We start from the raw sequence: 25,791 nt of genomic DNA on the forward strand, positions 1-25,791 counted from the left end.
TCATCGCCAGTTCTTCAATTCCAGCCCGTCACGCCGCGCTGTGCAGCGGCCCGCCGGCCACCTCGGCCAGCAGGCGATCGAGATCGATGTCCGCGTTGCGGTGTTCGCCGACAATGGTCTGCTCCGACATCACCAGGATACGGTCGGCCGTCTCCAGCGCCTCGTCGAGTTCGGTGACGAACAAAAGCGTCGCGCGGCCATTGGCGCTTGCCCTCAGCTTGGCTGCGATGTCGCGCCTGGCCGAGATGTCGACGCCTTGAAACGGCTCGTCGAGAATGAACAGGCTTGCATCCTGCGCCATCCAGCGGGCGACCATCACCTTCTGCTGGTTGCCACCGGACAATGCCGACATTTCGTCCTTCTCGGAGCGGCAGACGATGCCCAATTCCTGGATCTGCCGGCGCGCCGTGGCGCGTTCCAGGCGGCGCTTGAGCACGCCCAGGTTCGACATCCGCCTCAGGAACGGCAGGCTGACATTGCGCTCGATGTTGAAGCCGCCGACGATGCCGCTGGTGGCGCGATCCTTGGCGACGAGGAAGACGCCGGCGGCGATCGCGTCGCCAGCCGAGCGCGGCGCGTAGGGCTTGCCGTTCATCGTCATGGTGCCGGCGAGAGGCCTGCGCACGCCGAACAGCGTCTCGGCAAGCGCTGTCTTGCCGACGCCGACCAGCCCGGTGATGACAACGACCTCGCCGTCGCCAAGTGTCAGCGATATCGGCCTGGCGCCCTGGGCGATACGCAGGCCCTCGACAGTCAGCACCGCCCGGGCCGAATGCCTGACGACGATCTGGTCGAGGTGGATCTTGCGGCCGAGCATGGCATTGACCGCGCCTTCGTAGTCGAGCGGCTTCTTGTCGAAGACGCCGGACACGGCGCCGTCGCGCATCGAGACGATGCGGTCGGCAAGCCGCCTTATGTCGGACATGCGGTGCGAGATATAGAGGATCGCCACGCCTTGCGCGCGCAGCCTGTCGACCAGCGCAAAAAGCCGATCGGCTTCGGCACTCGATAGCGATGAGGTCGGTTCGTCGAGAATCAGCACTTTCGGCTGATGTGCCAGCGCGCGGGCAATCGCCACCATCTGGCGATCGGCCAGCGAGAGATCGCTGACGCGCGCCTTCAAGTCGATCGCCAGGTCCATGCGGTCGGCAACCGCCTTGGCCTCGCGACGCACACGGACCGGGTTGAAGAGCACCGGGGCGCCACTGCCGCTCAGCCTGTCCAATGTCAGGTTGGTCGCCACGTCAAGGTCGGCGACGACACCGTCATTGATGTTCTGGTGAACGGTGACGACGCCAGCGCGGATCGCTTCCGCCGGTCTTCCCGGCGCAAAGTCCTGGCCGGCCAGGGTCACGGTGCCGCCGTCGCGCTCGTAGACGCCGCTGACGATCTTGACGAGGGTGGATTTGCCGGCGCCGTTGGCACCCATCAGGACGGTCACTTCACCGGCATGGAGTTCGAGCGAGACGCCGCCAAGCACCTCGTTGCGGCCAAAGGATTTCCTCAGTCCCTCTACGCGGAACACGGCATTGCCGACCATGCGTTCCTCCCTGACGGTGACGCTATGGGCTACATCGGCAATTGTCAACACGATTGACAATTGCCAGTGCGCTACCTAGCTTGGCCCCGCCGCCGTGGCTCCGCTATTATGAGGGACGAGCAGGAGAGGTGAGGATGACCGGGAAAACGCCGTTCGAAGCACTGTCGGTGGAGACGCTCGCCACGCGGCTCGGCAGCAACGAAGCGCTCACCCAGCGCATCGGCGAGGACACCAGCCGCTGGAAGGTGCGCGAGGTCGGCGATGGCAATCTGAACCTCGTCTTCATCGTCGAGGGCGACAAGGGCGCGGCTGTCGTCAAGCAGGCCCTGCCCTATGTCCGGCTGGTCGGCGACAGCTGGCCGCTGCCGCTGAAGCGTTCCTTCTTCGAATATCACGCGCTCACGCGGCAGGAGGCGCGCGCGCCGGGCTCGGTGCCGGCCATCTACCATTTCGACGAGACCCAGGCGCTGATCATCATGGAGTATCTGTCGCCGCACATCATTTTGCGGCGGGCGCTGATCGAGGGCCGGCAATTGCCGAACATCGCCAGGGATATCGGGCTGTTCATGGCCCGCACCCTGTTCCGCGGCTCCGACTTCTCGATGGTGACCAAGGATCGCAAAGCGGATCTGGCGCTGTTCGCCGACAATGTCGAGCTGTGCGACATCACCGAGAATCTGGTGTTCTCCGACCCCTATTTCGACGCCAAGATGAACCGGCACACTTCGCCGCAACTCGACGCCCTGGTCGCCGAGTTGCGCGCCGACCGCGACCTCAAGGTGGAAGCGCAGCGCCTGAAGCATCTTTTCGCCGCCAATGCAGAGACATTGCTGCATGGCGACCTGCATTCCGGCTCGATCATGGTCACGGATACAGAGACCAGGATGATCGACCCTGAATTCGCCTTCTACGGGCCGATGGCGTTCGACGTCGGCATGTTGCTCGCCAATTTCTGGATGGCCTTCTTCTCGCAGCGGGGTCATGAGCAGAGCGGCAAGCGCGACGCCATGCGCGCTTATCTGCTCGATGTCACGGCGCAGACGTGGTCGGTGTTCCGCACCGAATTCTCGCATCTGTGGCGCACGGAGCGCAACGGCATGCTTTATCAAAAGAGCCTGTTCGAGGATCAGGGCGACAGGCTGGGCGCAGAACAGGCGCTCGACCATGTGCTGCACCAGATATGGGACGACCTCCTCGGCTTTGCCGGCATCGAGGTGCACCGGCGCATCCTCGGCCTCGCCCACAATGCCGATTTCGAAACCATTGCCGACGAAGACCTGCGCGCCACATGTGAAGCGAGGGCGCTGAAGTTCGGCCGCCACATCGCCGTCAACAGGCGTCATATTCACAGCATCGACGAGGTCAACAACCTGGCCGCGCTGATCGAACAGGAGAACCGCATTTGAACGTCGGCGAGCGCCACTATCGCACCATCTGGCTGAGCGACGATGGGCGCTCGGTGGAGATCATTGACCAGCGCTGGCTGCCGCATGACTTCCGTATCGTGAAGGTCGACACCGTTAATGGCATCGCCACCGCCATCCGCGACATGTGGGTGCGCGGCGCGCCGCTGATCGGTGTCACCGCTGCCTATGGCGTTGCCATGCAGATGGCGGACGATCCGGCGGATGCCGCGCTCGATGCCGTCTGGGAGACGCTCCACGAGACGCGTCCGACGGCGATCAATCTGCGCTGGGCGCTGGATGAGATGCGGCGGTTCCTGCGGCCGCTGCCGACGGAACAACGCGCCGCAGCCGCCTATCGTCGCGCCAGCGAGATCGCCAACGAGGATGTCGGGCTCAATCGCGCCATCGGCGAGAACGGTCTCGCCATCATCAAGGACATCGCGGCGCGCAAAAAGCCGGGCGAAACCGTCAACATCCTGACCCATTGCAACGCCGGCTGGCTGGCTACCGTCGACTACGGCACGGCCACCGCGCCGATCTACCTGGCAACGGAGGCCGGCATTCCGGTCCATGTCTATGTCGACGAGACGCGGCCGCGCAACCAGGGCGCCCAGTTGACGGCCTGGGAGATGGCCGGCCACGGCGTGCCGCATACGCTGATCGTCGACAATGCCGGCGGCCATCTGATGCAGCGCGGCGCAATCGACATGGTCATCGTCGGCACCGACCGCACGACGGCCGACGGCGACGTCTGCAACAAGATCGGCACCTATTTGAAGGCACTCGCCGCCGCAGACAACGACGTGCCGTTCTATGTCGCGCTGCCTTCGCCGACCATCGACTGGACGGTGGGCGACGGGCTTGCCGAAATCCCGATCGAGGAACGCTCGGGCGACGAGGTTTCGCTGGTGTGGGGCAAGACCGCGAGCGGCGAGATCGCCCAGGTGCGCGTCTCGCCGGAAGCGACGCGCGCGGCAAACCCCGCCTTCGACGTGACGCCGGCGCGGCTGGTCACCGGCCTGATTACCGAACGGGGCGTCGCCAAGGCCTCGCGCGCGAGCCTAAAGGAGATGTTCCCGGAGCGGGGATAGCCGGCTCTCGCAAAGGCCAGGAACCACCTTTCGCGTTCAGAAGGTGCTGCTCTTTGCGATCTCCAGCGAGTTGACGAAATCCAGTGAACGCCGCAGCGCGCTCCGAATGGTGGCCATATCCACCGGCGCGCTCCGCCGTTGGGGATCACGGCGCTGCGGGCGCCGCAGCCGCAATGGCAGTTCGATGCTGACCGGCAGCGTCGCGGGAAGCGTTGCCCAGTACGGTCCGTAGCCCATCGAGCCGTCGCCGATGGCGCAAAATGTCCATCCCTCCCCGGTGCTGACGACATCCTTCAGATGGGCATGCCCAACGGCATCGATGGCATCAGCGATATCTTGCGCCGGCTGCACCGTCTCGTTGCTGTAGGTAAAGACATTTCCGGCGTCGTGGTTCAGGCGCACGTGTCGCGATCCGATGTCCCGAATGAAGCTTGCCCCCATCCGGGCACTGCCGAGCAGATCGCCTTGGCCATGTCCGGGGTTTTCAAGCGCCAGGACGATGCCGACTTCCTCCAGCCTCGGCAGGAGGGCGTCAATCGTTTTGCGGATCGCCGCGCTGTTTCTCGCCGGGCCGGCATTGGTAATCAGGAAGGACGCGCCAAGACCGGCGGCAAAGCCGATGCGGCGGGACAAGGCGTCGACGGCATCGGCCCCCGACAGGTCGAGATGAGCCGACACGGCATTGATCCCCAGCCCGGCATGTTCCGCTGCCTGGCGCAACTTCGCGGCGTGCGCAGCCGCAAACATGCCTTCGTCGAAATCGACATAGCCGCGGATGAAGGCCGGCTCGACATGGAGGGCGCCGGCCGCCGCAATCTCCTCGAGGGCCAATTCCATGGGATAGCCATCGAAGAGCGCGGTCGATACCGAGGTCCGGCGCGGCGAAGGCAGGGCTCAGGCTCCCTTGCCGTAGACGATCAATTCCGAGGCTTCCTTGACCTTGGCAGGAGACAGCGCTTCGCGCCAGTCGTCCCGGACCACGACGCCTTTGGCGAATCGCATCAGCCTCAGCGCCGCATCGGACGGCACTTTCGGAGAGAAGCCGAACCACATGGCGATCTCGACGTTCAGATGCCCTATCAGGAAGTCCAGCGCGGCCTGTCTGGGAATGCCATATTTGCGCTCACACTCCTCGACGGCCTCGACCATGGTGTCGACGAAGGGCATGGCCACCATTTCGGACAGGCCCGGCTCCAGGATCGCCAGTTGTTCGACCGTGACGCGATGGCTGTCGATGATCGGCGACCACATGGCCCTGCACACTTCCTCGCCAAGCGCATAGTGCTCTTCCGGACCTTGCATCAGGGCACAGACGATCGATTGCCTGGCGATGCCGCCATGGTAATCGCGACGCGCGGCCCATTCCGTCTCTTCGCCGAACAGCGGCGGATGGCAGGGATGGCCGACGAAATAGGTGAGATCCGGCCGATCCGCGGGCAAGTCGCCGGCATAGGGCGCTGCCGCATCCAGAATAAGGATCATGGTGCCCGCGGCAAGCATCGGCGAGATCTGCCGCGCCACCTGGCCGATGGTATTGTCCGGCAGGGCCATTACCACCACCTTGGCGCCGGGAATGCCCTCGTCCATGGCGACGGCGCCGATATCGGCCTCTCCCAGCCGCTTGCGGCCGGCCTCGCCGATCTCCACGGCGCGGACATCGTAGCCCGCTTCGATCAACTTGCGCGTCACGCGGAAGCCCATCTTCCCTCCGGCCCCAAGCACCGCCACGGATGTCGTCATTTGCTTTCTCTCCCATTTGCCTTGATGGCGCGCCGATGGCGCAGATTCAGCCGAACGCTTGCAGCGCGGCTTCGAGCTCCGGATGCGTGGCGGCGTAGTCGCGTGCGGGAACCCCTGCCGCCGCGGCTTCGAAAGCATCATGCAGGCTTCGAACGCCGGCGGCCGGCCCGCCTGGATGCGCCATGATCCCGCCGCCGCAGCAATAGATGAAATCGTCCGAGCCGAGCCTCGTATAGGTCTCGGCCGCCTGCACAGCGGTCTGTCCAGACGAAAACACCGGCATGACCGTATCGGGACGGCCAGCCCGCTCGAACATCGGGGTGAGACAGCCATGGGCCGACGCCATCACCGATTCGTCCGGCTCGCAGAACTTGTTGGACAGCCCGTTGACGTGCATGTGGTCGATGCCCGCCAGACGCCAGAATTTCTGATAGGCGAGATAGCTCATGCCGAGATCGGGAGAGCGGCTGAAGAGGCCCCATCCGGCCCGATGGCCGTGCAGCGCAACGGCGGAGTGGCGGCGCATCTCGATGACGGCGGACAGGCCGACGGAATTCAGGACCAGCATGGCGCAGGTCCCGCCACGGCGCTCGATCAGATCCAGCTGGCGACGCATGGCGTCGATGTCACCGGAAATGTTGGCCGCATACATGACCTTGCGCCCGGTCCTGTCGGCGTGCCTGTCTATCACCGCCATGACCGCTTCGAACCGGTGTTCGAACGGCGAATGCGGAGGGTCCCCCATCAATTCGTCGTCCTTGATGAAATCAAGCCCCGCGGCAATCAGCGTGTCGGCCAGGGCCGCCGTCTCCTGCGGGGTAAGACCAACGCTCGGCTTGACGATGGTGCCGATCAGCGGACGCCCGTCGACGCCGGTCAGGCGACGCGTTCCCTCGACGGCGAAGGCCGGCCCTGGGTAGGCATCCGCGAAGGCATCGGGAAAGGTAACGTCGAGGAGACGCATGGCCGAGAAATGATGCAGCTCGAACAGATTGCCGAGAACCGTCGACCAGACCGAAGCCAGCACTGTCCCCGTATTCTCGATGTTCCAGGAAAGGCCCACCTTGGCCCGGCGCGGCCTCACGGTCGCATTTTTTGGCGAGCGCGAGAACGGCAACGCCTCGCTGTCGACCTCGGCAACATCGCTGATGAATTCGACGCGGGCTCCGAACTTGCGCAGCAGCTCCGGCGTTTCTCCGGGTATGGCGCGGAAAGTCCCGCTTGATTGTTCGCCCGCCATCGCAGCCGCGGCAACCTCCAGCGGGTAGCGGGTTTCGATCAGATAGGTGGCGCGGAGGCGACCGAACAATGCAGGCTTCCCGACTGGAATGACGTTCACGGAGTGACCGTTAGCACCAAAAAGAAATCATGTCATCATATGAGTTTTCTCGGGCAAAAAAATTTCGGCGGCCGCTCAGCCGGCTCCGCCGCCGGCCAGTTTCGAATAGAGCTCGTTGGCGCGGCCAATGTGGTCGGCCATTGCCGCGCTCGCGCCTTCCGGATCGCCGCCGGCGATTGCCTTGTAGATCCGCTCATGCTCCTCGACCGTCAGCCGCTCGGCGCCTTTCATCGCCACCAGATCCCGCTTGAAACGGGACAGCCATTCGAGCATTCCCTTCGCCACCGCCGCTATCATCGAATTGCCGCTCATCTCCGCAATGACGGCGTGGAACTCCATGTCGGCAGCTACAAACCGGGCTTGGTCGCCCTTTGCCTCGCGCAAATGACGCAAGGTCTCCGCGAGGCGTTCCAAACTCTTGGCCGTAGCGCGCCGCGTGGCTATCCGAACCAGGCCGGTTTCCAGCAAGAGCCTGACTTCCTTGAGTTCTTCAAGCCCGCGAGAGTTCGTCGCCAGCATCATGACCATCGCCGCTGAGACCTGATCGACGATGACATCAGGCGTCGGATTGATGACGCGGGCACGTTCTCCGTGCGAGATCCTGATAAGTCCCATCTGCTGCAGCGACAGCATCGCTTCCCGGATCGAGGGCCGGCCGACGCCGATCATCGTCATCAGTTCCTTTTCCGACGGCAATTGAGAGCCGGGCGGGAATTCGGATGTCGAGATTGCCGCCATCAACCGGTCAAGCACCTCCACATATAATTTCTTTTTCTGGACCGGCTCCATCCGTTCCTCCCTGGGTGTTCGCGGCATAATCGATCCCGAGTCGCGTCGGCGGACAAGGGTCGCGCCATCGATTGACATTACATATATGATGACCTAACGTCCGTCTACGGCCGACTTTGGACTGGTCGCCAGTTGCTGGAGCAGGCCGGCTCCGTTTGGCCAAGGAAAGAACGAAGCTGACGGCCGAGCTTCGTCTCGTCCTTAAATCGAAGGAGGTTTCGGCAATCGAGGTTCCGGTGCCCGCTTGCCTATTTGGTATGCTGGTATAACATGTAGCTGGTATGGCGTCTTTCGGAGGACGTCGTAAAGGAATGGCAGAAGGCCGACGTATCGGCCGGTGTTTTTGGGAGGAAAATATCATGAAGTTTTCAACCGTGGCGGCGCTTGCCGGCGCCGCGCTGGTCAGCGTCTCGGCTGTGCCGGCAATGGCGTCACCGGATGCGCCGGTGATCGCGCTCGCCAACGCCTATTACGGCAACACCTGGCGGCACCAGATGGTGGAGGCTTTCGAAGCCTCGGCCAAGGAAGCCAAGGCGGCCGGTCAGATTGCCGACTACATCGTCATGAACGGCGACGGCTCGGTGGCGCAGCAGAACAGCCAGATCGCCGAGCTGATCCTCAAGAAGGTCGACGTGCTCGCCGTCGATGCCGCGTCGGAAACCGCGGTCAACGGGATCATCGAAAAAGCCTGCAAGGCCGGCATCATCGTCGTTTCGTTCGATTCGGTCGCCTCGGCGCCCTGCAACTACCAGCTCAACTTCGACTTCAAGGGCTACAAGGCAGCCCAGGCCGAGGCCGTCTTCAAGATGATCGGCGGCAAGGGCAACGTCATCCAGGTGCGCGGCGTCAAGGGTTCGGCGCCCGACAACGACATGTTCAACGCGCAACAGTCGGTATTGGCCAAATATCCCGATATCAAGGTTGTCGCCACGGTCTACGGCCAGGCGACCGCGTCGGTCGCGCAGGCGGCCATCGCCAACGTGCTGCCCTCCCTGCCGCATGTCGACGCCGTGCTCGCACAAGGCGGCAGCGACGATGTCGGCATCGCCCAGGCGTTCGTCCAGTATGGCGGCGACTATGCCGGCAAGATGCCGATCATCGAAGGCGGCGGCGGCACCGACTTCGTCAAATGGTGGGCCGAGGAGAATGCCAAGAACGGCTACCAGACGGTGTCCATGAACACGACGCCCGGCATTGGCGGCGCCGCGTTCTGGCTCGGCCTGTCGCTGCTCAAGGGCGCCAAGGCACCCAAGATGATGATCATGCCGGTGGCCACCGTCGATGCCGGCAACCTCAAGGAATATGCAAAGCTGCCGGGCGGCCAGATCATCAGCCCCAGCTATTCGCTCGACTGGGTCAAGCAGAACCTGCTGAGCAAGTAAGGTTGGCAATGCCAGGGACCGGGCGCCGCAGAACGGCCGCGCCCGGTCCCTGCCCGTGAAGAAACGGAGGACGAATGTCCCATCTCGCCGTAGCCGCCCCGGAAGGCGCAGCCGCCGCGGTGCTCGCCGATCCGGCCCGGCAGAGCGTTGTTTCGCTTTCCGGGATCACCAAGAGCTTCGGACCGACGCTGGCGAATGCAGAGATCGACCTCGCCGTCTCCGCCGGCGAGATCATCGGGCTGGTCGGCGGCAACGGCGCCGGCAAATCGACGCTGATGCGCATCCTGTGCGGGGCGATGTGGCCGACCCTGGGCTCAATTTCGTTTGCCGGCCAGAATATCGGCTTCGCCGGCTACGACACGGCGGAAGCACAGCGCCGCGGCATCCGCATGGTGCACCAGGAATTGTCGCTGTGCGCCAACCTCTCGGTGGCCGAAAACTTCTTCCTGGAAATTCCGGCGGATGCCGCCAACCGGCCGGGCTGGCGGGCACTCTACAGGGCGCGCGCCCGCTCGGCGCTGGACGCCGTCTTCCCCGCAAACGGCATCGATGTGAATGCCGAAGTCGGCCACCTCTCCATCGCCGAACGGCAAATGGTCGAGATTGCGCGCGCCGCCGCGACCCCCGGTGTCAAGCTGATCGTTCTTGACGAACCGACCTCCTCGCTCGATCTCGATCGCTCGAGACAGTTGCGGGCCTTCATCCGCGAGCGGGCCAAATCCGGCCTCGCCTTCATCTTCATCAGCCACAAGCTTCAGGAAATCATCGACATCGCCACCCAGGTGGTCGTGCTGCGCAATGGACGCACCGCCTGGCGCGGCGATGTGGCCGAGACGTCGATCGGCAGGCTGGTGCAGCTCATGGGGGGCGACGCCAACTCGATCCACCAGCATGGTACCGCCACCACCGGCAGCCGCGAAGCGCTGGTGCGATTGTCCGGGTTCCTGACGGCCGAACTCGGCCGCGACATCGAGATCGGCCGCGGTGAAATCATCGGATTGGCAGGCCTCGAAGGCAGCGGCCAGAAGGAGTTGCTGCACGCAATCTTCAAGCCCGATTCCGGAACGGATGCGGCCGTCGCCAGGAACGGTGAAGCCGGTTTCATCGCGGGCGACCGCCAGAAGGAAGGCGTGTTCCCCTTGTGGAGCGTGCTGGGAAACATCAGCATCGGCGCCCTGGCGCGCCGCCCGGCGCTGGGCCTGGTCTCGGACCGCGCCAACCGCGCGGCAGCGGCGGACGCCGCCGGCCGGCTGCGGCTCGACGAGACCCGCTTCGGATCCAACATATTGGAGCTCAGCGGCGGCAACCAGCAGAAGGCGTTGGTCGCCCGGGCGCTCGTCGCCGACACGCCGATCGTCCTGCTCGACGACCCGACGCGCGGCGTCGACATCGCCACCAAGCAGGACTTCTACCGCCTCTGCAACGACATTGCGCGAGGCGGGCGCACGCTCATCTGGCACACGACCGAAGATGCCGAACTCCTGGCCTGCGACCGCGTGCTGGTATTTTCCGGCGGCTGCATCGTCAAGGAACTGGCCGGCGAAGCGATCACGGAATCAGCCGTCGTTGGCGCGTCCTTTGCCCAGCAGACGGATAAAGCTGCCAGTGCGAGACGCAGCGGCGCTGTCGGCGCCGGGCTTGCCCGCAGGCTGGTGAACGCTGCCCCCTTCATCGGCCTCGCCGCCGTACTGGCCGTGATGATGTCGGCCAATCCGGCGGTCGCCTCCATTTTCGGGCTCGACCTCTTGCTGATGCCGGCGCTGTCGCTGGTGCTGGTGACCGCGGCGCAGATGTTCATCGTCGGCGGCAGCGAGATCGACCTCGGCGTCGGCGCGTTCGCGGGGCTCGTCAGCGTGCTCAGCGCCACGCTGCTCTACGACCAGCCGTGGCTCGGCGCCCTGGCGCTGGCGGCAGCGATCGCCGCCTATGCCGGGCTCGGCGGCCTGATCCAGGCGCGCAAGATCCCGGCCATCGTCGTCACGCTGGGCGCCTCCTTCATCTGGGTCGGGATAGGCTATGCGCTGCAGCCGACGCCCGGCGGCACCAGCCCCGAATGGCTGTCGACAATGTTCAACTGGTCACTCGGCTTTGTGCCAACCTCGATCATCCTCATCGCCGCGGTGGCAGTCGTGATGTTCGTGATCGACCGGCTGCCCCTCGGCGTGGTGCTGCGCGGTTTCGGCAACAATCCGACCGCGATGATCCGTTCCGGCTGGTCGCCGACGCGCTACGCGCTGGTGCGCTATCTCGTCGCCGGGCTGTTCGCCGCCGCCGCCGGCCTGTCGCTGACGGCGATCAACACGGCGAGCGACATCAATTCCGGCAATTCGTTCACCCTGCTCAGCGTCGCCGCCGTGGTGATGGGCGGCTGTTCGCTGCTGGGCGGCGTCATCTCGCCGGTCGGCGCCGTCGCCGGCGCGGTCACGCTGGCGTTGATCGGCGCCCTGCTCGGCACGCTGAGCGTGAGCAGCGACTTCAACGCAGCGACGCAGGGACTGATCCTCATCGCGCTGCTGACCTTGCGCAGCCTGACCGCGGACCGCAGGAGCGAACAATGAACGCATTTGCCGCCTTCAGCCCTTGGGCGCAGAAAAACCGCTGGATCTGGTCGGCGATCGGGGTGCTGCTGCTCTGGCTGGTGCTGTCCATCGTCACCAACCGCTTCAGCCTCTCCAGCCTGTCGGGCATCGTTCTGTCGGCCTCGTTCCTAACGGTCGTCGGCATCGGCCAGATGTTCGTCGTCACCACCGGGCGCGGCAATATCGACCTTTCCGTGGCCTCGGTGATCACGCTCAGCGCCTTCGTGGCGCTGCTGACCATCAAGGGCCAGGACGCCAACCTCGCCGTCGGCGTCGGCGCCGCGATCCTGCTCGGCCTTGCGGTCGGCGCTCTCAACGCGCTGCTCGTCGTCGGGCTGAACATACCGGCCATCATCGCCACGCTGGCGACGGGCTATGTGCTGGCAACCGCAACGCTGCTGTCGAACCGCGCGATATCGGGCTTCGCCGTCAGTCCGCTGTTGAAGACGCTGGCCACGGGCCGCGTCGCGGGCGTGCCGATCATGGCAGTCATCGCCATCCTGGGCGTCGCCGCAACGTCGTTCGTGCTACGCTATACCGTTTACGGGCAACTGCTCTCGGCAGTCGGCCAGAACCGCGCGGCGGCGCGGCTGGCAGCGATCCGCAACAACCGGGTCATCGCCTCGGCCTTCATCATCTCCTCGGTGCTGGCTTCGCTCAACGGGCTGCTGCTGGGCGCCTATATCGGCGGCGCTTTCCTTGAAATGGGCCAGCCCTATCTCCTGCAATCCATCGCCGCGGTGGTACTGGGCGGAACGCTGATCTTCGGCGGCTCCGCGACGGCGCTCGGCACATTGTTCGCCAGCATCCTTTTGATCCTCATCGTCACCACCATGCAGATCATCGGCCTGCCGCCCGGCGCGCAGGACATCGTCCAGGGCATCGTGGTCATTTTCGTTCTGGCGCTGGCCGGCCGGCAGGTGCTGTCGCGGCGCGCCGCCATCGACCCCGCCGCCCTCGAGAGCGCAGCCGGCGACGCCACGGCGAAACCTAAGGCGGGCGCTGCGGCAATCAGGCCGCAGTGACAATGATTTCTCTTGCCAAGATGGTAGAGTGATCATACCAGTATATAAGGTGACGATTGGCGAGACCATCGTTCAATATTTAGGAGCAAGGCTAGATGACGACGATCGCGCTGTTCGGTGCCGGCGGCAAAATGGGCTACCGCCTTTCGACCAATTTCCGCGGCTCGCCCTATACGATCCGCCATGTCGAGGTCAGCGAAGCCGGGCGCGAGCGGCTGAAGACCGGGCTGGGCTTCGATACGGTCAGTGCCGACGAGGCGCTGGAAGGCGCCGAGGTGGTGATCCTGGCGGTTCCGGACACCCATATCGGCAAGGTTGCGGCACGCATCGAAAGCAAGCTTGCGCCGGGCACGATGGTGATCGTTCTCGATGCCGCGGCGCCGTTTGCGGGCCATTTGCCTGATCGTCCCGACCTGACCTACTTCGTCACCCACCCCTGCCATCCGCCGATCTTCAACGACGAAACCGACATGGCGGCCAAGAAGGATTATTTCGGCGGCGTCAAGGCCAAGCAGCACATGGTCAGCGCACTGATGCAGGGACCGGAAGCGGACTACGCCAAGGGCGAGGCCATCGCCAAGATCATCTGGGCGCCGGTGATGCGCTCGCACCGCGTTTCCGTCGAGCAGATGGCGCTGCTCGAGCCCGGCCTTTCTGAGACCGTGTGCGCCTCGCTGCTGGTGGTGATGAAGGAAGCTGTCGACGAGGTCGTGGCGCGGGGCGTCGACCAGCAGGCGGCCCTCGATTTCCTGCTCGGCCACATGAATGTGCTCGGCGCCGTGATCTTCGGTGAAACCAAGGGCGTCTTCTCCGACGCCTGCAACAAGGCCATCGAATTCGGCAAGCCGGTGCTGATGCGCGACGACTGGAAGCGGGTCTTCGAACCGGAAGAGATCGCAGCCAGCATCCAGCGGATTACCTGAGGGCCGCCGCTTAGATACAGATCACCTGAATTAGTGGTTGACTCATTATACCAGTTAGCTTTAGCTGTTCCCGGACTCGGATCGGTCATGCTTCGTTGGAAGTTTGAAGTTGATGCGAGTGGAGGACGGCGGGAGCGGAGCGAGGAGCAGTTCGGATGACAGCCGGCGATCGGCTCTGAAATCCGGGCGGCGCGCTGCCGGCCCTGCCTGACGAATTCAATCGTAGATAGAGGCCTCGAAACGATCGAGGCATGGGTTTCAACGGGAGGACTTCATGAAACTGACACGCAGAATGACGCTTGCTGCCTTCGCAGGCGTGCTGGCACTCGGCACGGCGATGCCCGCCTACGCGGCGGATCTCATCGCCATCATCACCCCATCGCACGACAATCCGTTCTTCAAGGCGGAAGCCGTCGGCGCCGAAGCCAAGGCCAAGGAATTGGGCTACGAGGCGCTGGTGCTGGTCCATGACGACGACGCCAACAAGCAGTCCGAGCTGATCGACACCGCGATCGGCCGAGGCGCGAAGGCGATCATCCTCGATAATGCCGGTGCCGACGCCACCGTCGCCGCCGTGCAGAAGGCCAAGGACGCCGGCGTCCCCTCCTTCCTTATCGACCGCGAGATCAACGCCACCGGCGTCGCGGTGGCTCAGATCGTCTCCAACAACTACCAGGGCGCCCAGCTCGGCGCGCAGGAATTCGTCAAGCTGATGGGCGAGAAGGGTAATTTCGTGGAGCTGGTCGGCAAGGAATCCGACACCAATGCCGGCATCCGTTCCAAGGGCTATCACGACGTCATCGACGACTATCCGGACCTGAAGATGGTCGCGCAGCAGTCGGCCAATTGGAGCCAGACCGAGGCCTATTCCAAGATGGAATCGATCCTGCAGGCCAATCCTGACATCAAGGGCGTCATCTCCGGCAACGACACGATGGCGATGGGCGCCTATGCGGCGCTTGCCGCGGCCGGCCGCAAGGACGTCATCGTCGTCGGCTTCGACGGATCGAACGACGTGCGCGATTCCATCATCTCGGGCGGCATCAAGGCGACGGTGCTGCAGCCTGCCTACGCACAGGCGCAGATGGCGGTCGAACAGGCCAACGACTTCATCAAGAACAAGAAGTCGCCCGAGAAGGAAAAGCAGCTGATGGACTGCGTGCTCATCAATGGCGACAATGCCGCCAAGCTGGAAACCTTCGCGCTCAAGAACTGAGCCGGCGCAACGCGAACAGCGGGGGGCGAACCGAGGTTCGTCCCTCGCTCCTTTTCACCAGGATGCCCTTGACCGCCATGCAGAAAAAGCCGAGTTGGCCGATCCTTGCCCTGACCGCCGGCATCGCGCTCAGCGCCTGCAAGATCCTTCCGACGCCATCGGCGCAAGGCGACGGCAATGCCTCCGCCTTCAACTCCGACAAGATGGTCGAGGACATCTGGGCGGCGAAAGTCATTCCCTATCTGCAGCAGAAGGCTGGACCGTTCGCCGAGGTCCATGCGCTGGCGAAGACCGATCCGGCCGCGGCCGGCGCCAAATACGGCAATCCGAAGAAGCAGGCGAATTCGCCATGGACTTTCGCGGTCCGCGTCGAAGGCAAGATCGTCGCCGCCAATACGCAGTCGCGCGCGGCCACCATCGACGTCGACGTCGAGGGTGACGGCAAGGCGGACGCGCGCGTCCAGATCGGGCCGGCGATGCGCGGCACGGCACTGCGCGACAGCCTCGACTTCGTCCAGTTCAACGACTTCACCAACCAGATCGACTTCGCCCAGTTCGGCAAAGCTTTCAACGCCCATGCGGCCAAGACGGTGCTCTCCAAGCTGCCGCGCGAGGCGCTGGAAGGCCGCACCGCCAAGGTGCTCGGCGCCTATACGATCGAAGGCGGCCAGGACCTGCCGCTGGTGACGCCGGCGGAGGCCGAGATCGGGCCGAAGCCATGAGCCAGGCCAATGGCCATGACGTCATCCTCAAGCTGGAGGATGTCTCGAAAGTCTATGCCGGCACGGTCGCGGTCAAGCAGGCGAATTTCGAAGTGCGCAAGGGCGCGGTCAACGTGCTGGTCGGGGAAAACGGCGCCGGCAAGTCGACGCTGATGAAGATCATCGCCGGCGTCGAGCAGCCGACCGTAGGGCGCATCCTGCTCGAAGGCGAAGAGGTCTCTTTCTCGTCGTCGGGAGATGCGGTCGACCGCGGCATCGGCATGGTGTTCCAGGAGCTGAACCTGTTCGGCAACCTTTCGGTCGCCGAGAATATCTTCGCCACGCGCGAGATCACCAACCGCTTCCGCAAGATCGACCGCAAGGAACAGGAGCGCCGGGCCGGTGAATTCCTGGAGCGGCTGGAAGCCGGCATCCGGCCCGACATGCTGGTCGAGGATCTGCGCATCGGCCAGCAGCAACTGGTCGAGATCGCCAAGGCGGTTTCGCTCGACGCCAAGATCCTCATCATGGACGAGCCGACCTCGGCGCTGAGCGCCGCCGAAGTCGAGATCCTGTTCAAGGTGATCGCCGACCTCAAGGCGCGCGGCGTCGCCATCGTCTACATCTCCCACCGGCTGGAGGAACTGATCCGCATCGGCGACTACATCACCGTGCTGCGCGACGGCCGCATCACCGGCCAGGAGCAGATGAAAAACGTCGATACGCAGTGGATCGTGCGGCAGATGATCGGCTCGGACGCCAAGGACTTCGCCAAGGCCGACGGCCATGTGCCGGGCGCGGAAATCTTCCGCGCCGAGGAGATCTGCCTGCCACGCGTCACCGGCGGGCTGGCGGTCGACCACGTCTCGCTGTCGCTGCGCGCCGGCGAGATTCTCGGCATATACGGGCTGATGGGTGCGGGGCGCAGCGAGCTGTTCGACTGCATCATGGGCCGTCACGGCCATGCCAGCGGCAGGATCTTCATCGCCGGAAAGCAGGTGAAGGAGCGCGACACGACGCGCCGCATCCAGCGAGGGCTGGCCTTGATCCCAGAGGACCGCCAGCGCGAGGGCCTGGTGTCGATCCTGTCGGTCGCCAGCAACCTGACGATGGCCAGCCTGTCGCGCTTCGTGCGCCTGTTTCACATCCGCGGCGGCGCCGAGCGGCAGGCCGTGATGCAGATGGTGCGGGAACTCGCAATCAAGGTCGCCGACCCGGCGCAGGAGGTCTCGTCGCTGTCGGGCGGCAACCAACAGAAGGTGGTGATCGGCAAGGCGCTGCTCACCGGACCGAAAGTGCTTCTGATGGACGAGCCCAGCCGCGGCATCGATGTCGGCGCCAAGGCCGATGTCTTCCGCACCATGCGCAAGCTTTCGCGCGACGGGCTGGGCATCCTGTTCGCCACCTCGGACCTCGACGAGGTGATGGCGCTGTCCGACCGCATCGCGGTGATGAGCAATGGCAGATTGACCGGCATATTCGACCGCGCCGAAGCGACGGAGGCGGCGATCGTCGCCGCGTCGGCGCTGGGCCACGGACCGGCCGCACATGGGGAGCAACGCTGATGACTGACATTCCGGCCAAGGCTGCCGCTTCCTCCGCCTCCAGCGGCTCGGCGCTGCTGACGCTGATGAAGCTCAGAACCTTCATTGCGCTGATCGCCGTGCTGGTGTTCTTCTCGATCGCGGCGCCGAACTTCCTGTCGGCCGCCAATCTGATCCTGATGGCCAAGCACGTGGCGCTCAATGCCTTTCTCGCCATGGGCATGACCTTCGTCATCATCACCGGCGGCATCGACCTTTCGGTTGGCTCGATCGTCGGCCTGTGCGGCATGGTGGCCGGCTACCTCGTGCTCAACGGCATCGACCTGCAGATCGGCTACACCATCTATTTCAATGTCGTCGAGATCGCCTTGATCACGCTCGCGGTCGGCATGCTGATCGGCGCCGTCAACGGGCTGCTGATCACCAGGCTCAACGTCGCGCCCTTCATCGCCACGCTCGGCGTGCTCTATGTGGCGCGCGGCTTCGCGCTGCTTTCCTCCGACGGCCGCACTTTCCCCAATCTCGTCGGCAAGCCGGAACTCGGCACCACCGGCTTCGGCTTCCTGGGTGCCGGCCGGCTGCTCGGCCTGCCGGTCTCGATCTGGATCCTGATCGTGGTGGCGCTGGGGGCGGCCTATCTCGCCCGCTACACGCCGCTTGGCCGCCACATCTTCGCCGTCGGCGGCAATGAGCGCGCCGCGCGCATCTCGGGCGTGCGCGTTAATATGGTCAAGATGTTCGTCTACATGTTCTCCGGCTTCTGCGCGGCAATCGTCGGGCTGATCATCTCGTCGGAGCTGATGGCCTCGCATCCGGCGACGGGCGAGAGCTTTGAGCTCAACGCCATCGCCGCGGCGGTGCTTGGCGGCACTTCGATGTCGGGCGGCCGCGGCACGATCGGCGGCACCATCGTCGGCGCCTTCGTCATCGGCATCCTTTCGGACGGGCTGGTGATGATGGGCGTGAGCTCGTTCTGGCAGATGGTGATCAAGGGCCTCGTCATCATCGTCGCCGTCGTCGTCGACCAGGCGCAGCGCCGGCTGCAGCAGCGCGTTACCCTGATGCAGATGGCAAAGGCGGGCTGAGCATGGCGGAGTTGCGTGGAGCGCTGATCGGTTGCGGCTTCTTCGCGGTCAACCAGATGCATGCCTGGCGCGATATCGAAGGCGCCTCGATCGACGCCATCTGCGACCGCGATCCGGAGCGGTTGCGGATCGTCGGCGACCAGTTCGGCGTGGTGCGGCGCTACACCGATGCGGCGGAACTTTTCGCCGCCGAGACCCTCGACTTCGTCGACATCGCCACCACTGTCGGCAGCCATCGACCGCTGGTCGAGATGGCGGCAGCGCATGGCGTTCCCGTCATCTGCCAGAAGCCGTTCGCGCCGACGCTTAGCGATGCCAAGGCGATGGTCGCGGCCTGCGCCAAAGCCGGCGTGCCGCTGATGGTGCATGAGAACTTCCGCTGGCAGTCGCCGATCCAGGCGGTGCGCGCTGTGCTCGACAGAGGCGAGATCGGCACGCCGTTCTTCGGCCGCATCTCCTTCCGCTCCGGCTACGACGTGTTTTCCGGCCAGCCCTATCTGGCAACGGGAAAACGCTTCATCATCGAGGACCTCGGCATCCACATCCTCGACATCGCCCGCTTCCTGCTCGGCGACGTCACGAGCCTGACCGCGCGGACCACACGCATCAACCCCGCCATCGCCGGCGAGGATGTGGCGACGATGCTCATGGATCATGCCGGCGGCGCCACGTCGGTTGTCGATTGCAGCTATGCGACGAAGCTTGCCACCGAGCCGTTCCCGGAAACACTTATCGAACTCGACGGCGTCGACGGCACGATCCGGCTGGCGCAGGGCTACCGGCTGACCGTCACCGGCAAGAGCGGAACCAGAGTGAGCGATGTCTCGCCGCCGCTCCTGCCCTGGGCCTCGCGGCCATGGCACAACATCCAGGAAAGCGTGCTGGCCATCCAGCGGCACTGGGTCGACTGCCTTGTCGGCGGCAAGGAGCCGGCGACCTCGGGCGCCGACAATCTGAAGACATTCGCCCTGGTCGAGGCCGCCTATGCGGGTGCTGCGAGCCGCGAACCGGTGCAGATCGAAGCCTTGCTGCAATGACGGCCGACGTGTTCGATCTTTACGGCACACGGGCGGCCGAAGCGGCACCGATCCTGCTGCAGGCGGGCGCGCTGAGTGCCGAGCTGGTCAATGGCAATCTGCGCACAATCCGGCATGCCGGCACCGAAGTGCTGCGCGCCATCGCCTATATCGTACGCGACCGCGACTGGGGCACTTATGAGCCGGAGCTCACGGACCTGACCATCGACCAGAAGGTCGACCGTTTCTCGGTAAGCTATGAGGCGAATTGCACCGGCCCGGGCGGCAGCAGCCTGCGCTTCCACGCGACGATCGAAGGCTCCGCCGACGGCAGGCTGGTCTTCGATGTGACAACGCTGCCGGAGAGCGATTTCGAGACCAACCGCTGCGGCTTCTGCATCCTGCATCCGATCGCCGGCCTCGCCGGCAGCCCGGTGACGGTGGAGCACACCGATGGCAGGGTGGTGGACACGGAACTGCCTGATCTGATCGACCCATGGCAGCCCTTCAAGGACCTGCGTGCCATCACCCATGCAGTGCGTCCCGGCGTCAGCGCCGAATGCAGGATGGAAGGCGATACTTTCGAAATGGAGGACCAGCGCAACTGGTCGGACGCCTCCTACAAGACCTATGTGCGGCCGCTGGCCTTGCCGTGGCCCTATGTGCTGCCGGCCGGCGAACCGCTGCGCCAGACGGTGAGCCTGCGCCTCACCGGCGGCGCCGGGATGCCCGCCGCGACCGCGAGTGCCGAACCGGTCCGCATCGAACTCGGCGAGACCGGGCCGAGGCTGCCCGATGTCGGCGTGATCGTCTATCCCGAGGACGTAGAGGCAACGCTGGCCGAACTGCCGATGCTCGCAAGGCTCGGTCCGCAGCAACTCCTGTTCCACTTCGATCCGACGCGCGGCCACGGCCTGGACGCGCTGCGCGCCCATGCCCGGCTCGCCGCGGCGCATCCCGCCTCGACCACGCTCGAATGCGTGGTGGCCTGCACGGGCGACCTCGATGCCGAATTCTCCGATGTCGCCGATATGGTGCGCCGGGTCGGCCTGCGGCTCGATGCGGTTGCCGTCTCGCCTTCGGTCGACCGCCAGTCGACGCCGCCGGGCAGCGCCTGGCCGGCATGCCCGCCGCTGGAAGAAATCTATGCCGCGGCGCGGCGCGCCTTTCCCGGGATCCGCCTCGGCGGCGGCATGTTCAGCTATTTCACCGAGCTCAACCGTAAGCGCGTGCCCGCCGACCAACTCGATTTCGTCACGCACTGCACCTGTCCGATCGTTCACGCCGCCGACGATCTCAGCGTCATGCAATCGCTGGAGGCGCTGCCCTTCATCACCCGGTCGACACGGGCGATCTTCGGCGACAAGCCTTACCGGATCGGCCCGTCGACCATTGCCATGCGACAGAACCCCTATGGCGGCGCGACCAAGGACAATTTTGCCGGCCAACGCATTGCCATGGCGAACCGTGATCCCCGCCATGCCGCGCAGTTTGCCGCCGCCTGGACCATTGGCTATGCCGCGCGCGTCGCGCCGGCCGGGCTGGAGATGCTGACACTGTCCAGCATCACCGGACCATTCGGCGTGCTGGCCGCATCCGGCGAACCTGTCGCCGAGGGATCGCCGCGGCCGATTTTCCGGGCCGTCCAAGGGCTTTGCGAACTGGCTGGGCTCGCGCATGTTGCCGCGAAAACAAGCGACGAGACGCGTGTTGCGGCGCTGGCCGGTCGCGCCGCCTCAGGCGACATTGTCGTCTGGCTGGCGAACCTGACGGCGAACGACGTCCCGGTTGATGTTTCGGCACTGGGTCAGGGCCATCTTACGATGTCGCCCTACGCCATTGTCCGGGTTGGCTAGAGCTACTTATCGGAATTCATCACATAGAGCGCACGCGAGCGTTCGAGATGCTTGATCATCGCCTTTTCGGCGCCGTCGGCATCACGGTGCTCAATGCGGTCGATGATCTCCTCATGCTCGGTAAGCGTGTATTGTTCCTTGCCGGTCCAGATCAGCATCTCGGTGTGGTATTCCTTCAGCCAGCCGAGCGTGGCTTCGCTGACGGCGACATAGATCGGATTGCCCGATATCGCCGATATCTGGGTGTGGAACTTCATGTCGGCGGAGATGAAGGCTTCGGAATCACCGCGCGCGGCGCGCTGCTCGGCCACCGTTGCCCTGAGCCGCTGCACATCCTCGGCGGTCGCCTTTTCCGCGGCTTCCCTGACCATGCCGCGCTCGAAGAAGATGCGCGTCGTCTTCAGGTGCTCCAGCGTGTCCCTCGATGAAGACAGGATGATCTTGGCCGCGCCGTCGACCTGCTTGATGATCGATTTGGCGGTTAGTTGCAGCACCTTGGCGCGCTCGCCATGCGAGATGGCGACCAGTCCCATATTGCTCAGCGCCTGCATGGCCTCGCGGATCGCCGGCCGGCCGACCTCGAAGCGCTCCATCAACTCGCGTTCGGACGGCATGTCGTCGCCCGGCTGCAGCTCGCCGCTGGTGATCAGCCGCTTCAGCCTTGCAAAGACTTCGTCGGAAAGTTTGCGCCGGACGATCGGCTCCGAACGGTTCATCGTGACGAATCACTCCCTGGCCCGGTTCCTGTTTAGCATTCCAGGCAGGATTACCGGAATGCCTGCGCCTGGAGCGGTCCCGCGATTTCATGCAATCGCCAAGCCGCGCCAGCTGTTTGTTCCAGGCATTCCGAACGAAAAACGCCGCTCATTTCCCGGAATTGCCGAAGCCGGCCCTCTTGCCGAAGTCGGGATATTGCTTGCAATACTTAGGTACTCATTATACCAGATTTCCTGCGCGACAAAACTTTTTTCGAACCCTTTTCAAGCGGCCGACAGACCATGATCACGCTTACCTATCGCATCGAAACCTCTGGCAGCATCGAAGCGCTGGCGGCCAAGATCGCGAGCGACCAGTCGACCGGCACCTTCGTCCCACTGCCCGGCGAGACCGAGGAATTAAAGGCGCGTGTGGCGGCTCGTGTGCTGGCGATCAGGCCGCTGCCCGATGCCGAGCAGCCGTCGCTTCCCGGATCCGGGAACGGCCCCTTCCGGCGCGCCGATGTCGATATCGGCTTCCCGTTCGACGCCATCGGCACCGACCTGTCGGCGCTGATGACGATCGCCATCAGCGGCACCTATTCGATCAGGGGCCTGTCCGGTATCCGGGTCATCGACATGAAGCTGCCGGAACAATACCGGGGCGCCCATCCCGGCCCGCAATTCGGCGTTGCCGGCAGCCGCAGGCTGACCGGGGTCGAGGGCCGTCCCATCATCGGCACCATCGTCAAGCCGGCGCTTGGCCTCAGGCCGCACGAGACAGCCGCGATGGTGGGCGAACTGATCGAAGCCGGCGTCGATTTCATCAAGGACGACGAGAAGCTGATGAGCCCGGCCTATTCGCCGCTCGCTGAGCGGGTGAAGGCGATCATGCCGCTGATCCGCGACCACGAGCAAAAGACCGGCAAGAAAGTGATGTACGCCTTCGGCATCTCGCATGCCGATCCCGACGAGATGATGCGCAACCACGATCTGGTGCTGGAAGCCGGCGGCAATTGCGCGGTCGTCAACATCAACTCCATCGGATTCGGCGGCATGGCTTTCCTCAGGAAGCGCTCCGGGCTGGCGCTGCATGCGCACCGCAATGGCTGGGACATTCTCACCCGCCATCCCGGCCTCGGCATGGATTTCAAGGTATGGCAGCAATTCTGGCGGCTGCTCGGCGTCGACCAGTTCCAGATCAACGGTATCGGCTCGAAATACTGGGAGCCGGACGATTCTTTCATCCGCTCTTTCGAAGCGGTGACCACGCCGCTGTTTTCATCATACGATTGCGCGCTGCCCGTGGCCTGCTCCGGCCAATGGGGCGGCCAGGCGCCCGAGACCTATGAGCGCACCGGCCGCACGGTCGATCTCCTCTATCTCTGCGGCGGCGGCATCGTCAGCCATCCGGACGGGCCCGGCGCCGGGGTGCGCGCGGTGCTGCAAGCGTGGCAGGCCGCGGTCGAGGGCATTGCCCTCGACGAATTCGCGCGCGACCATGCCGAGCTGGCACGCTCGATCGAGAAATTCAGCGACGGCAAGGCGGCCTGAGCGAAGCCATGCAGAACCTGCTCCTGAGCTATTATGGCGACGACCTCACCGGCTCGACGGATGTCATGGAGGCGCTCGAGCTCGGCGGCGTGCCGACGGTGCTGTTCATGCGTCGGCCCGATGAGCGCCTGCTGGCGCGATTTTTCCATTGCCGCGCCGTCGGACTGGCCGGCACCAGCCGAAGCGAAACGCCGCAATGGATGGAGCAGAATCTGGCGCCCGCCTTCGAATGGCTGAAGAGCCTCGAAGCGGCGATCTGCCATTACAAGATCTGTTCGACCTTCGATTCCAGCCCGACGGTCGGCAATATCGGCCGCGCCATCGAGATCGGCCGGCGCATCTTCGGCCAGAGTAGCGTGCCGATGGTCGTCGGCGCGCCGCAGCTCAAGCGCTACACGGCCTTCGGCAATCTTTTCGCGGCGTTCCGCGGCGAGTATTTCCGCATCGACAGGCATCCGGTGATGAGCAGGCATCCGGTGACGCCGATGAACGAAGCAGACCTGCTCGTGCATCTCTCGCGCCAGACCAGTCTCAGCTCCGGCCTTGTCGACCTGGCTGCATTGCAGACCGACGATCTCGCGCAAACGGTCGACCAGGCCGTGCAAAACAGGGCGGTCATCCTGTTTGATGTCGAAAGCCGCCAGACACAGAGACGCGTCGGCGAACAGATCTGGCGCATCCATGACCAAGGCCATGGCTTCGTCGTCGGATCCTCGGGCGTCGAATATGCCTTGCTTGCCGAATGGGCCGGCAAAGGCATTGCCTCCGGGCAGGCGTCGTTCGCGCCGCCGGGACCGGTAGACCGCCTCGCGGTGGTCTCGGGCAGCGTGTCGCCGACCACCGAAAAGCAGATCCGCCACGCCCTTGCCCACGGTTTCGACGGCGTCGAGATGGATGCCATGCAACTGGTCACGGAGGGCGCCAAGGAGGCAATCGAGCGCGCCGTCGCGAGCGGATTGGCAAGCCTGGCTGCGGGGCGCAGCGTCATCCTCTACACCGCGCTTGGCCCACAGGCCGACCGTGGCGCCGAGATCGACCGGATCGAAGGTGCGCGAAACACGCTCGGGCGAGCGCTGGGAACAATCCTGCGCCGGTTAATCGTGGAACAGAAACTCAAGCGCGCGGTGATCGCTGGGGGCGACACCTCCAGTCACGCGCTCGGACAATTGGCCATCGACGCGCTGACCGTGCGCATGCCGTTGCCGCAATCGCCGGGATCACCGCTCTGTGTCGCCCATGGCGGCGGTGCGATCGATGGACTCGAAATCGCGCTCAAGGGCGGCCAGGTCGGCACCGACGCCTATTTCGAGACGATCCGGCTGGGAAGCTAGATGTTTGTTTTTGCGCAATTCCATAGGGAAAGCGCTACGCGCTTTTCCCGGAAAACCGTACACACTTTTCCTGGAATTGCTCTAAGCCGTTGCCATGATGACGTGAGCCTGAATTTTGGCGGCCACCGCGCCGCTGCCATGTCTGTCTGCAATCGCGGATGCGGCGTAGTCGGTCGCGGCTTGCAGTTTCCCGGCCTCCCGGGCCTCGATTTCGGTGCGAAGCACAGTTCCCTGGCAATAAGCGACGGCGGGAAGGCGCGGCGAGGATGCACGGCTTTGTTCGGCTCTCGTCTCGATCATTACACCGGAGAACCCAGCATCCTCCAGCTCGTGACGGATCACTGCCTTGTCGTGGTAGCCATGGGGTGTGCGTGCCAGAAAGCGCGGCGGATCGTCGGGGAAGATCCTTGCGAGAGCATTCGTCACATCATCGGCAAAGACGTTCTCCTCGATGCGATCCCATACGCTGAACAGGAAATGTCCGCCCGGCCTCAGGACACGCCTGGCTTCGCGGTAGGCCGATGGCCGGTCGGGAAAGAACATCGCACCGAACTGACAGCAAACGAGGTCGAAGGTCGCATCTTCAAACGGCAGCGCCAAGGCGTCCGCTTGACGCCATGTGATGCGACCGTCGGGAGGTTGTCGCGAAGCGGCATAGTCGAGCATCGGCTGGTTGAGGTCGGTTACCGTATAGCTTGCGCCGGGAGACAGTTTCGGCGCCAATGCACGGGTAACGACCCCGGTGCCGGCGGCCGTCTCCAAAACGGCGGCGGGCGACAGTGACGCTGCTCGTCCTGCAATATCCGCAGCGAAGGGCTCGAAAATCAACGGCACCATATAGCGGTCGTAGTTTTCCGGTATGGAGCCAGCGAATACCTTGTCCGTTTCCAGCATTGCCACCACCCGCCCTCTGCCTAGAGGCTCGGGAGATTAGCATATCATTCCTTGTTTTGCGGCGTTTTCGGCGGAGGCGGCGAGT

21 protein-coding genes are annotated in these 25,791 nt (G+C 64.4%); 14 read left to right on the forward strand and 7 right to left on the reverse strand.

What is annotated here, in order from left to right; all coding sequences use genetic code 11:
• Nucleotides 1–28: 28 nt before the first annotated feature.
• Nucleotides 29–1,540 carry a sugar ABC transporter ATP-binding protein gene (locus FJ973_RS09310; RefSeq protein ID WP_140555463.1) on the reverse strand — a complete coding sequence of 504 codons (1,512 nt, stop codon included), beginning with the start codon at nt 1,538–1,540 and terminating at the stop codon, nt 29–31.
• Nucleotides 1,541–1,674: 134 nt separating this feature from the next.
• On the opposite strand from FJ973_RS09310, the gene mtnK reads away from it, so the two are divergent.
• Both mtnK and mtnA read left to right on the forward strand, forming a co-directional pair.
• Nucleotides 1,675–2,946 carry an S-methyl-5-thioribose kinase gene (mtnK, locus tag FJ973_RS09315; protein WP_140514666.1) on the forward strand — a complete coding sequence of 424 codons (1,272 nt, stop codon included), beginning with the start codon at nt 1,675–1,677 and terminating at the stop codon, nt 2,944–2,946.
• Complete coding sequence (gene mtnA, locus FJ973_RS09320) at nt 2,943–4,037, forward strand: S-methyl-5-thioribose-1-phosphate isomerase (protein WP_140555465.1); 1,095 nt, start codon at nt 2,943–2,945, stop codon at nt 4,035–4,037. The genes mtnK and mtnA overlap by 4 nt, the downstream gene beginning before the upstream one ends.
• A gap of 36 nt (nt 4,038–4,073) precedes the next feature.
• On the opposite strand, the gene FJ973_RS09325 is transcribed toward mtnA, so the two are convergent.
• The 4 genes from FJ973_RS09325 to nanR form a co-directional block, all read right to left on the reverse strand.
• Entirely contained in the window at nt 4,074–4,874 is an 801-nt protein-coding gene (locus tag FJ973_RS09325; protein WP_140555467.1) for a sugar phosphate isomerase/epimerase, read from the reverse strand.
• Nucleotides 4,875–4,931: 57 nt separating this feature from the next.
• A complete protein-coding gene (locus FJ973_RS09330) occupies nt 4,932–5,777 on the reverse strand; it encodes a phosphogluconate dehydrogenase C-terminal domain-containing protein (protein ID WP_140555469.1) in 846 nt (281 codons plus the stop codon).
• A 46-nt stretch (nt 5,778–5,823) separates the two neighbouring features.
• The gene (locus FJ973_RS09335) at nt 5,824–7,086 is read right to left on the reverse strand and encodes a ribulose-bisphosphate carboxylase large subunit family protein (RefSeq protein WP_181170886.1); all 1,263 of its coding nucleotides are present in this window, start codon (nt 7,084–7,086) and stop codon (nt 5,824–5,826) included.
• 105 nt (nt 7,087–7,191) lie between these two features.
• The gene (gene nanR, locus FJ973_RS09340) at nt 7,192–7,905 is read right to left on the reverse strand and encodes a transcriptional regulator NanR (RefSeq protein ID WP_140497819.1); all 714 of its coding nucleotides are present in this window, start codon (nt 7,903–7,905) and stop codon (nt 7,192–7,194) included.
• A 359-nt stretch (nt 7,906–8,264) separates the two neighbouring features.
• Here nanR and FJ973_RS09345 point away from each other — a divergent pair, with 359 nt between their 5' ends.
• From FJ973_RS09345 to FJ973_RS09390, 10 genes are all read left to right on the forward strand, one after another.
• Nucleotides 8,265–9,287 (forward strand): ABC transporter substrate-binding protein, encoded by a 1,023-nt coding sequence (locus FJ973_RS09345; RefSeq protein ID WP_140520883.1) that lies wholly within the window; start codon nt 8,265–8,267, stop codon nt 9,285–9,287.
• Between the two features lie 74 nt (nt 9,288–9,361).
• The gene (locus FJ973_RS09350) at nt 9,362–11,845 is read left to right on the forward strand and encodes an ATP-binding cassette domain-containing protein (protein ID WP_140555473.1); all 2,484 of its coding nucleotides are present in this window, start codon (nt 9,362–9,364) and stop codon (nt 11,843–11,845) included.
• A complete protein-coding gene (locus FJ973_RS09355) occupies nt 11,842–12,891 on the forward strand; it encodes an ABC transporter permease (RefSeq protein WP_140555475.1) in 1,050 nt (349 codons plus the stop codon). Before FJ973_RS09350 ends, FJ973_RS09355 begins: the two co-directional genes overlap by 4 nt.
• Nucleotides 12,892–12,986: 95 nt before the next feature.
• Nucleotides 12,987–13,814 (forward strand): phosphogluconate dehydrogenase C-terminal domain-containing protein, encoded by an 828-nt coding sequence (locus FJ973_RS09360; protein WP_140555477.1) that lies wholly within the window; start codon nt 12,987–12,989, stop codon nt 13,812–13,814.
• Between the two features lie 274 nt (nt 13,815–14,088).
• Nucleotides 14,089–15,030, forward strand: coding sequence for a D-ribose ABC transporter substrate-binding protein (locus FJ973_RS09365; protein ID WP_140555478.1), 942 nt, complete (start codon nt 14,089–14,091; stop codon nt 15,028–15,030).
• Nucleotides 15,031–15,107: 77 nt separating this feature from the next.
• Complete coding sequence (locus FJ973_RS09370; protein WP_140497807.1) at nt 15,108–15,752, forward strand: DUF2291 family protein; 645 nt, start codon at nt 15,108–15,110, stop codon at nt 15,750–15,752.
• Entirely contained in the window at nt 15,749–17,296 is a 1,548-nt protein-coding gene (locus FJ973_RS09375; protein ID WP_140555480.1) for a sugar ABC transporter ATP-binding protein, read from the forward strand. Before FJ973_RS09370 ends, FJ973_RS09375 begins: the two co-directional genes overlap by 4 nt.
• Nucleotides 17,296–18,360, forward strand: a complete 1,065-nt coding sequence (locus FJ973_RS09380; protein ID WP_140497803.1) for an ABC transporter permease — start codon at nt 17,296–17,298, stop codon at nt 18,358–18,360. Before FJ973_RS09375 ends, FJ973_RS09380 begins: the two co-directional genes overlap by 1 nt.
• Nucleotides 18,361–18,362: 2 nt before the next feature.
• Nucleotides 18,363–19,397 (forward strand): Gfo/Idh/MocA family oxidoreductase, encoded by a 1,035-nt coding sequence (locus FJ973_RS09385; RefSeq protein ID WP_140520884.1) that lies wholly within the window; start codon nt 18,363–18,365, stop codon nt 19,395–19,397.
• Nucleotides 19,394–21,232 carry a hypothetical protein gene (locus FJ973_RS09390; protein WP_140555482.1) on the forward strand — a complete coding sequence of 613 codons (1,839 nt, stop codon included), beginning with the start codon at nt 19,394–19,396 and terminating at the stop codon, nt 21,230–21,232. The genes FJ973_RS09385 and FJ973_RS09390 overlap by 4 nt, the downstream gene beginning before the upstream one ends.
• Before the next feature lie 2 nt (nt 21,233–21,234).
• On the opposite strand, the gene FJ973_RS09395 is transcribed toward FJ973_RS09390, so the two are convergent.
• The gene (locus FJ973_RS09395; protein ID WP_140555484.1) at nt 21,235–21,948 is read right to left on the reverse strand and encodes a transcriptional regulator NanR; all 714 of its coding nucleotides are present in this window, start codon (nt 21,946–21,948) and stop codon (nt 21,235–21,237) included.
• A gap of 282 nt (nt 21,949–22,230) precedes the next feature.
• Here FJ973_RS09395 and oiaX point away from each other — a divergent pair, with 282 nt between their 5' ends.
• Both oiaX and FJ973_RS09405 read left to right on the forward strand, forming a co-directional pair.
• Nucleotides 22,231–23,481, forward strand: coding sequence for a 3-oxo-isoapionate-4-phosphate decarboxylase OiaX (gene oiaX / locus FJ973_RS09400; RefSeq protein WP_140555486.1), 1,251 nt, complete (start codon nt 22,231–22,233; stop codon nt 23,479–23,481).
• A gap of 8 nt (nt 23,482–23,489) precedes the next feature.
• Complete coding sequence (locus FJ973_RS09405) at nt 23,490–24,812, forward strand: four-carbon acid sugar kinase family protein (RefSeq protein ID WP_140555488.1); 1,323 nt, start codon at nt 23,490–23,492, stop codon at nt 24,810–24,812.
• Between the two features lie 81 nt (nt 24,813–24,893).
• Here FJ973_RS09405 and FJ973_RS09410 read toward each other — a convergent pair whose 3' ends face one another.
• Nucleotides 24,894–25,706, reverse strand: a complete 813-nt coding sequence (locus FJ973_RS09410) for a class I SAM-dependent methyltransferase (RefSeq protein ID WP_140555490.1) — start codon at nt 25,704–25,706, stop codon at nt 24,894–24,896.
• Nucleotides 25,707–25,791: the final 85 nt, after the last annotated feature.

The sequence above is a fragment of the Mesorhizobium sp. B2-1-3 genome, from assembly GCF_006442495.1.
In the GTDB taxonomy this organism is placed as follows: Bacteria; Pseudomonadota; Alphaproteobacteria; order Rhizobiales; family Rhizobiaceae; genus Mesorhizobium.

Bases quoted from the DNA above. Each gene is read 5' to 3' on its own strand.
- FJ973_RS09310 (WP_140555463.1), bottom strand. From the start codon at position 1,540: ATGGTCGGCAATGCCGTGTTCCGCGTAGAGGGACTGAGGAAATCCTTT.
- mtnK (WP_140514666.1), top strand. From the start codon at position 1,675: ATGACCGGGAAAACGCCGTTCGAAGCACTGTCGGTGGAGACGCTCGCC.
- FJ973_RS09325 (WP_140555467.1), bottom strand. From the start codon at position 4,874: ATGGAATTGGCCCTCGAGGAGATTGCGGCGGCCGGCGCCCTCCATGTC.
- FJ973_RS09330 (WP_140555469.1), bottom strand. From the start codon at position 5,777: ATGACGACATCCGTGGCGGTGCTTGGGGCCGGAGGGAAGATGGGCTTC.
- nanR (WP_140497819.1), bottom strand. From the start codon at position 7,905: ATGGAGCCGGTCCAGAAAAAGAAATTATATGTGGAGGTGCTTGACCGG.
- FJ973_RS09345 (WP_140520883.1), top strand. From the start codon at position 8,265: ATGAAGTTTTCAACCGTGGCGGCGCTTGCCGGCGCCGCGCTGGTCAGC.
- FJ973_RS09350 (WP_140555473.1), top strand. From the start codon at position 9,362: ATGTCCCATCTCGCCGTAGCCGCCCCGGAAGGCGCAGCCGCCGCGGTG.
- FJ973_RS09355 (WP_140555475.1), top strand. From the start codon at position 11,842: ATGAACGCATTTGCCGCCTTCAGCCCTTGGGCGCAGAAAAACCGCTGG.
- FJ973_RS09360 (WP_140555477.1), top strand. From the start codon at position 12,987: ATGACGACGATCGCGCTGTTCGGTGCCGGCGGCAAAATGGGCTACCGC.
- FJ973_RS09365 (WP_140555478.1), top strand. From the start codon at position 14,089: ATGAAACTGACACGCAGAATGACGCTTGCTGCCTTCGCAGGCGTGCTG.
- FJ973_RS09370 (WP_140497807.1), top strand. From the start codon at position 15,108: ATGCAGAAAAAGCCGAGTTGGCCGATCCTTGCCCTGACCGCCGGCATC.
- FJ973_RS09375 (WP_140555480.1), top strand. From the start codon at position 15,749: ATGAGCCAGGCCAATGGCCATGACGTCATCCTCAAGCTGGAGGATGTC.
- FJ973_RS09380 (WP_140497803.1), top strand. From the start codon at position 17,296: ATGACTGACATTCCGGCCAAGGCTGCCGCTTCCTCCGCCTCCAGCGGC.
- FJ973_RS09385 (WP_140520884.1), top strand. From the start codon at position 18,363: ATGGCGGAGTTGCGTGGAGCGCTGATCGGTTGCGGCTTCTTCGCGGTC.
- FJ973_RS09390 (WP_140555482.1), top strand. From the start codon at position 19,394: ATGACGGCCGACGTGTTCGATCTTTACGGCACACGGGCGGCCGAAGCG.
- FJ973_RS09395 (WP_140555484.1), bottom strand. From the start codon at position 21,948: ATGAACCGTTCGGAGCCGATCGTCCGGCGCAAACTTTCCGACGAAGTC.
- oiaX (WP_140555486.1), top strand. From the start codon at position 22,231: ATGATCACGCTTACCTATCGCATCGAAACCTCTGGCAGCATCGAAGCG.
- FJ973_RS09405 (WP_140555488.1), top strand. From the start codon at position 23,490: ATGCAGAACCTGCTCCTGAGCTATTATGGCGACGACCTCACCGGCTCG.
- FJ973_RS09410 (WP_140555490.1), bottom strand. From the start codon at position 25,706: ATGCTGGAAACGGACAAGGTATTCGCTGGCTCCATACCGGAAAACTAC.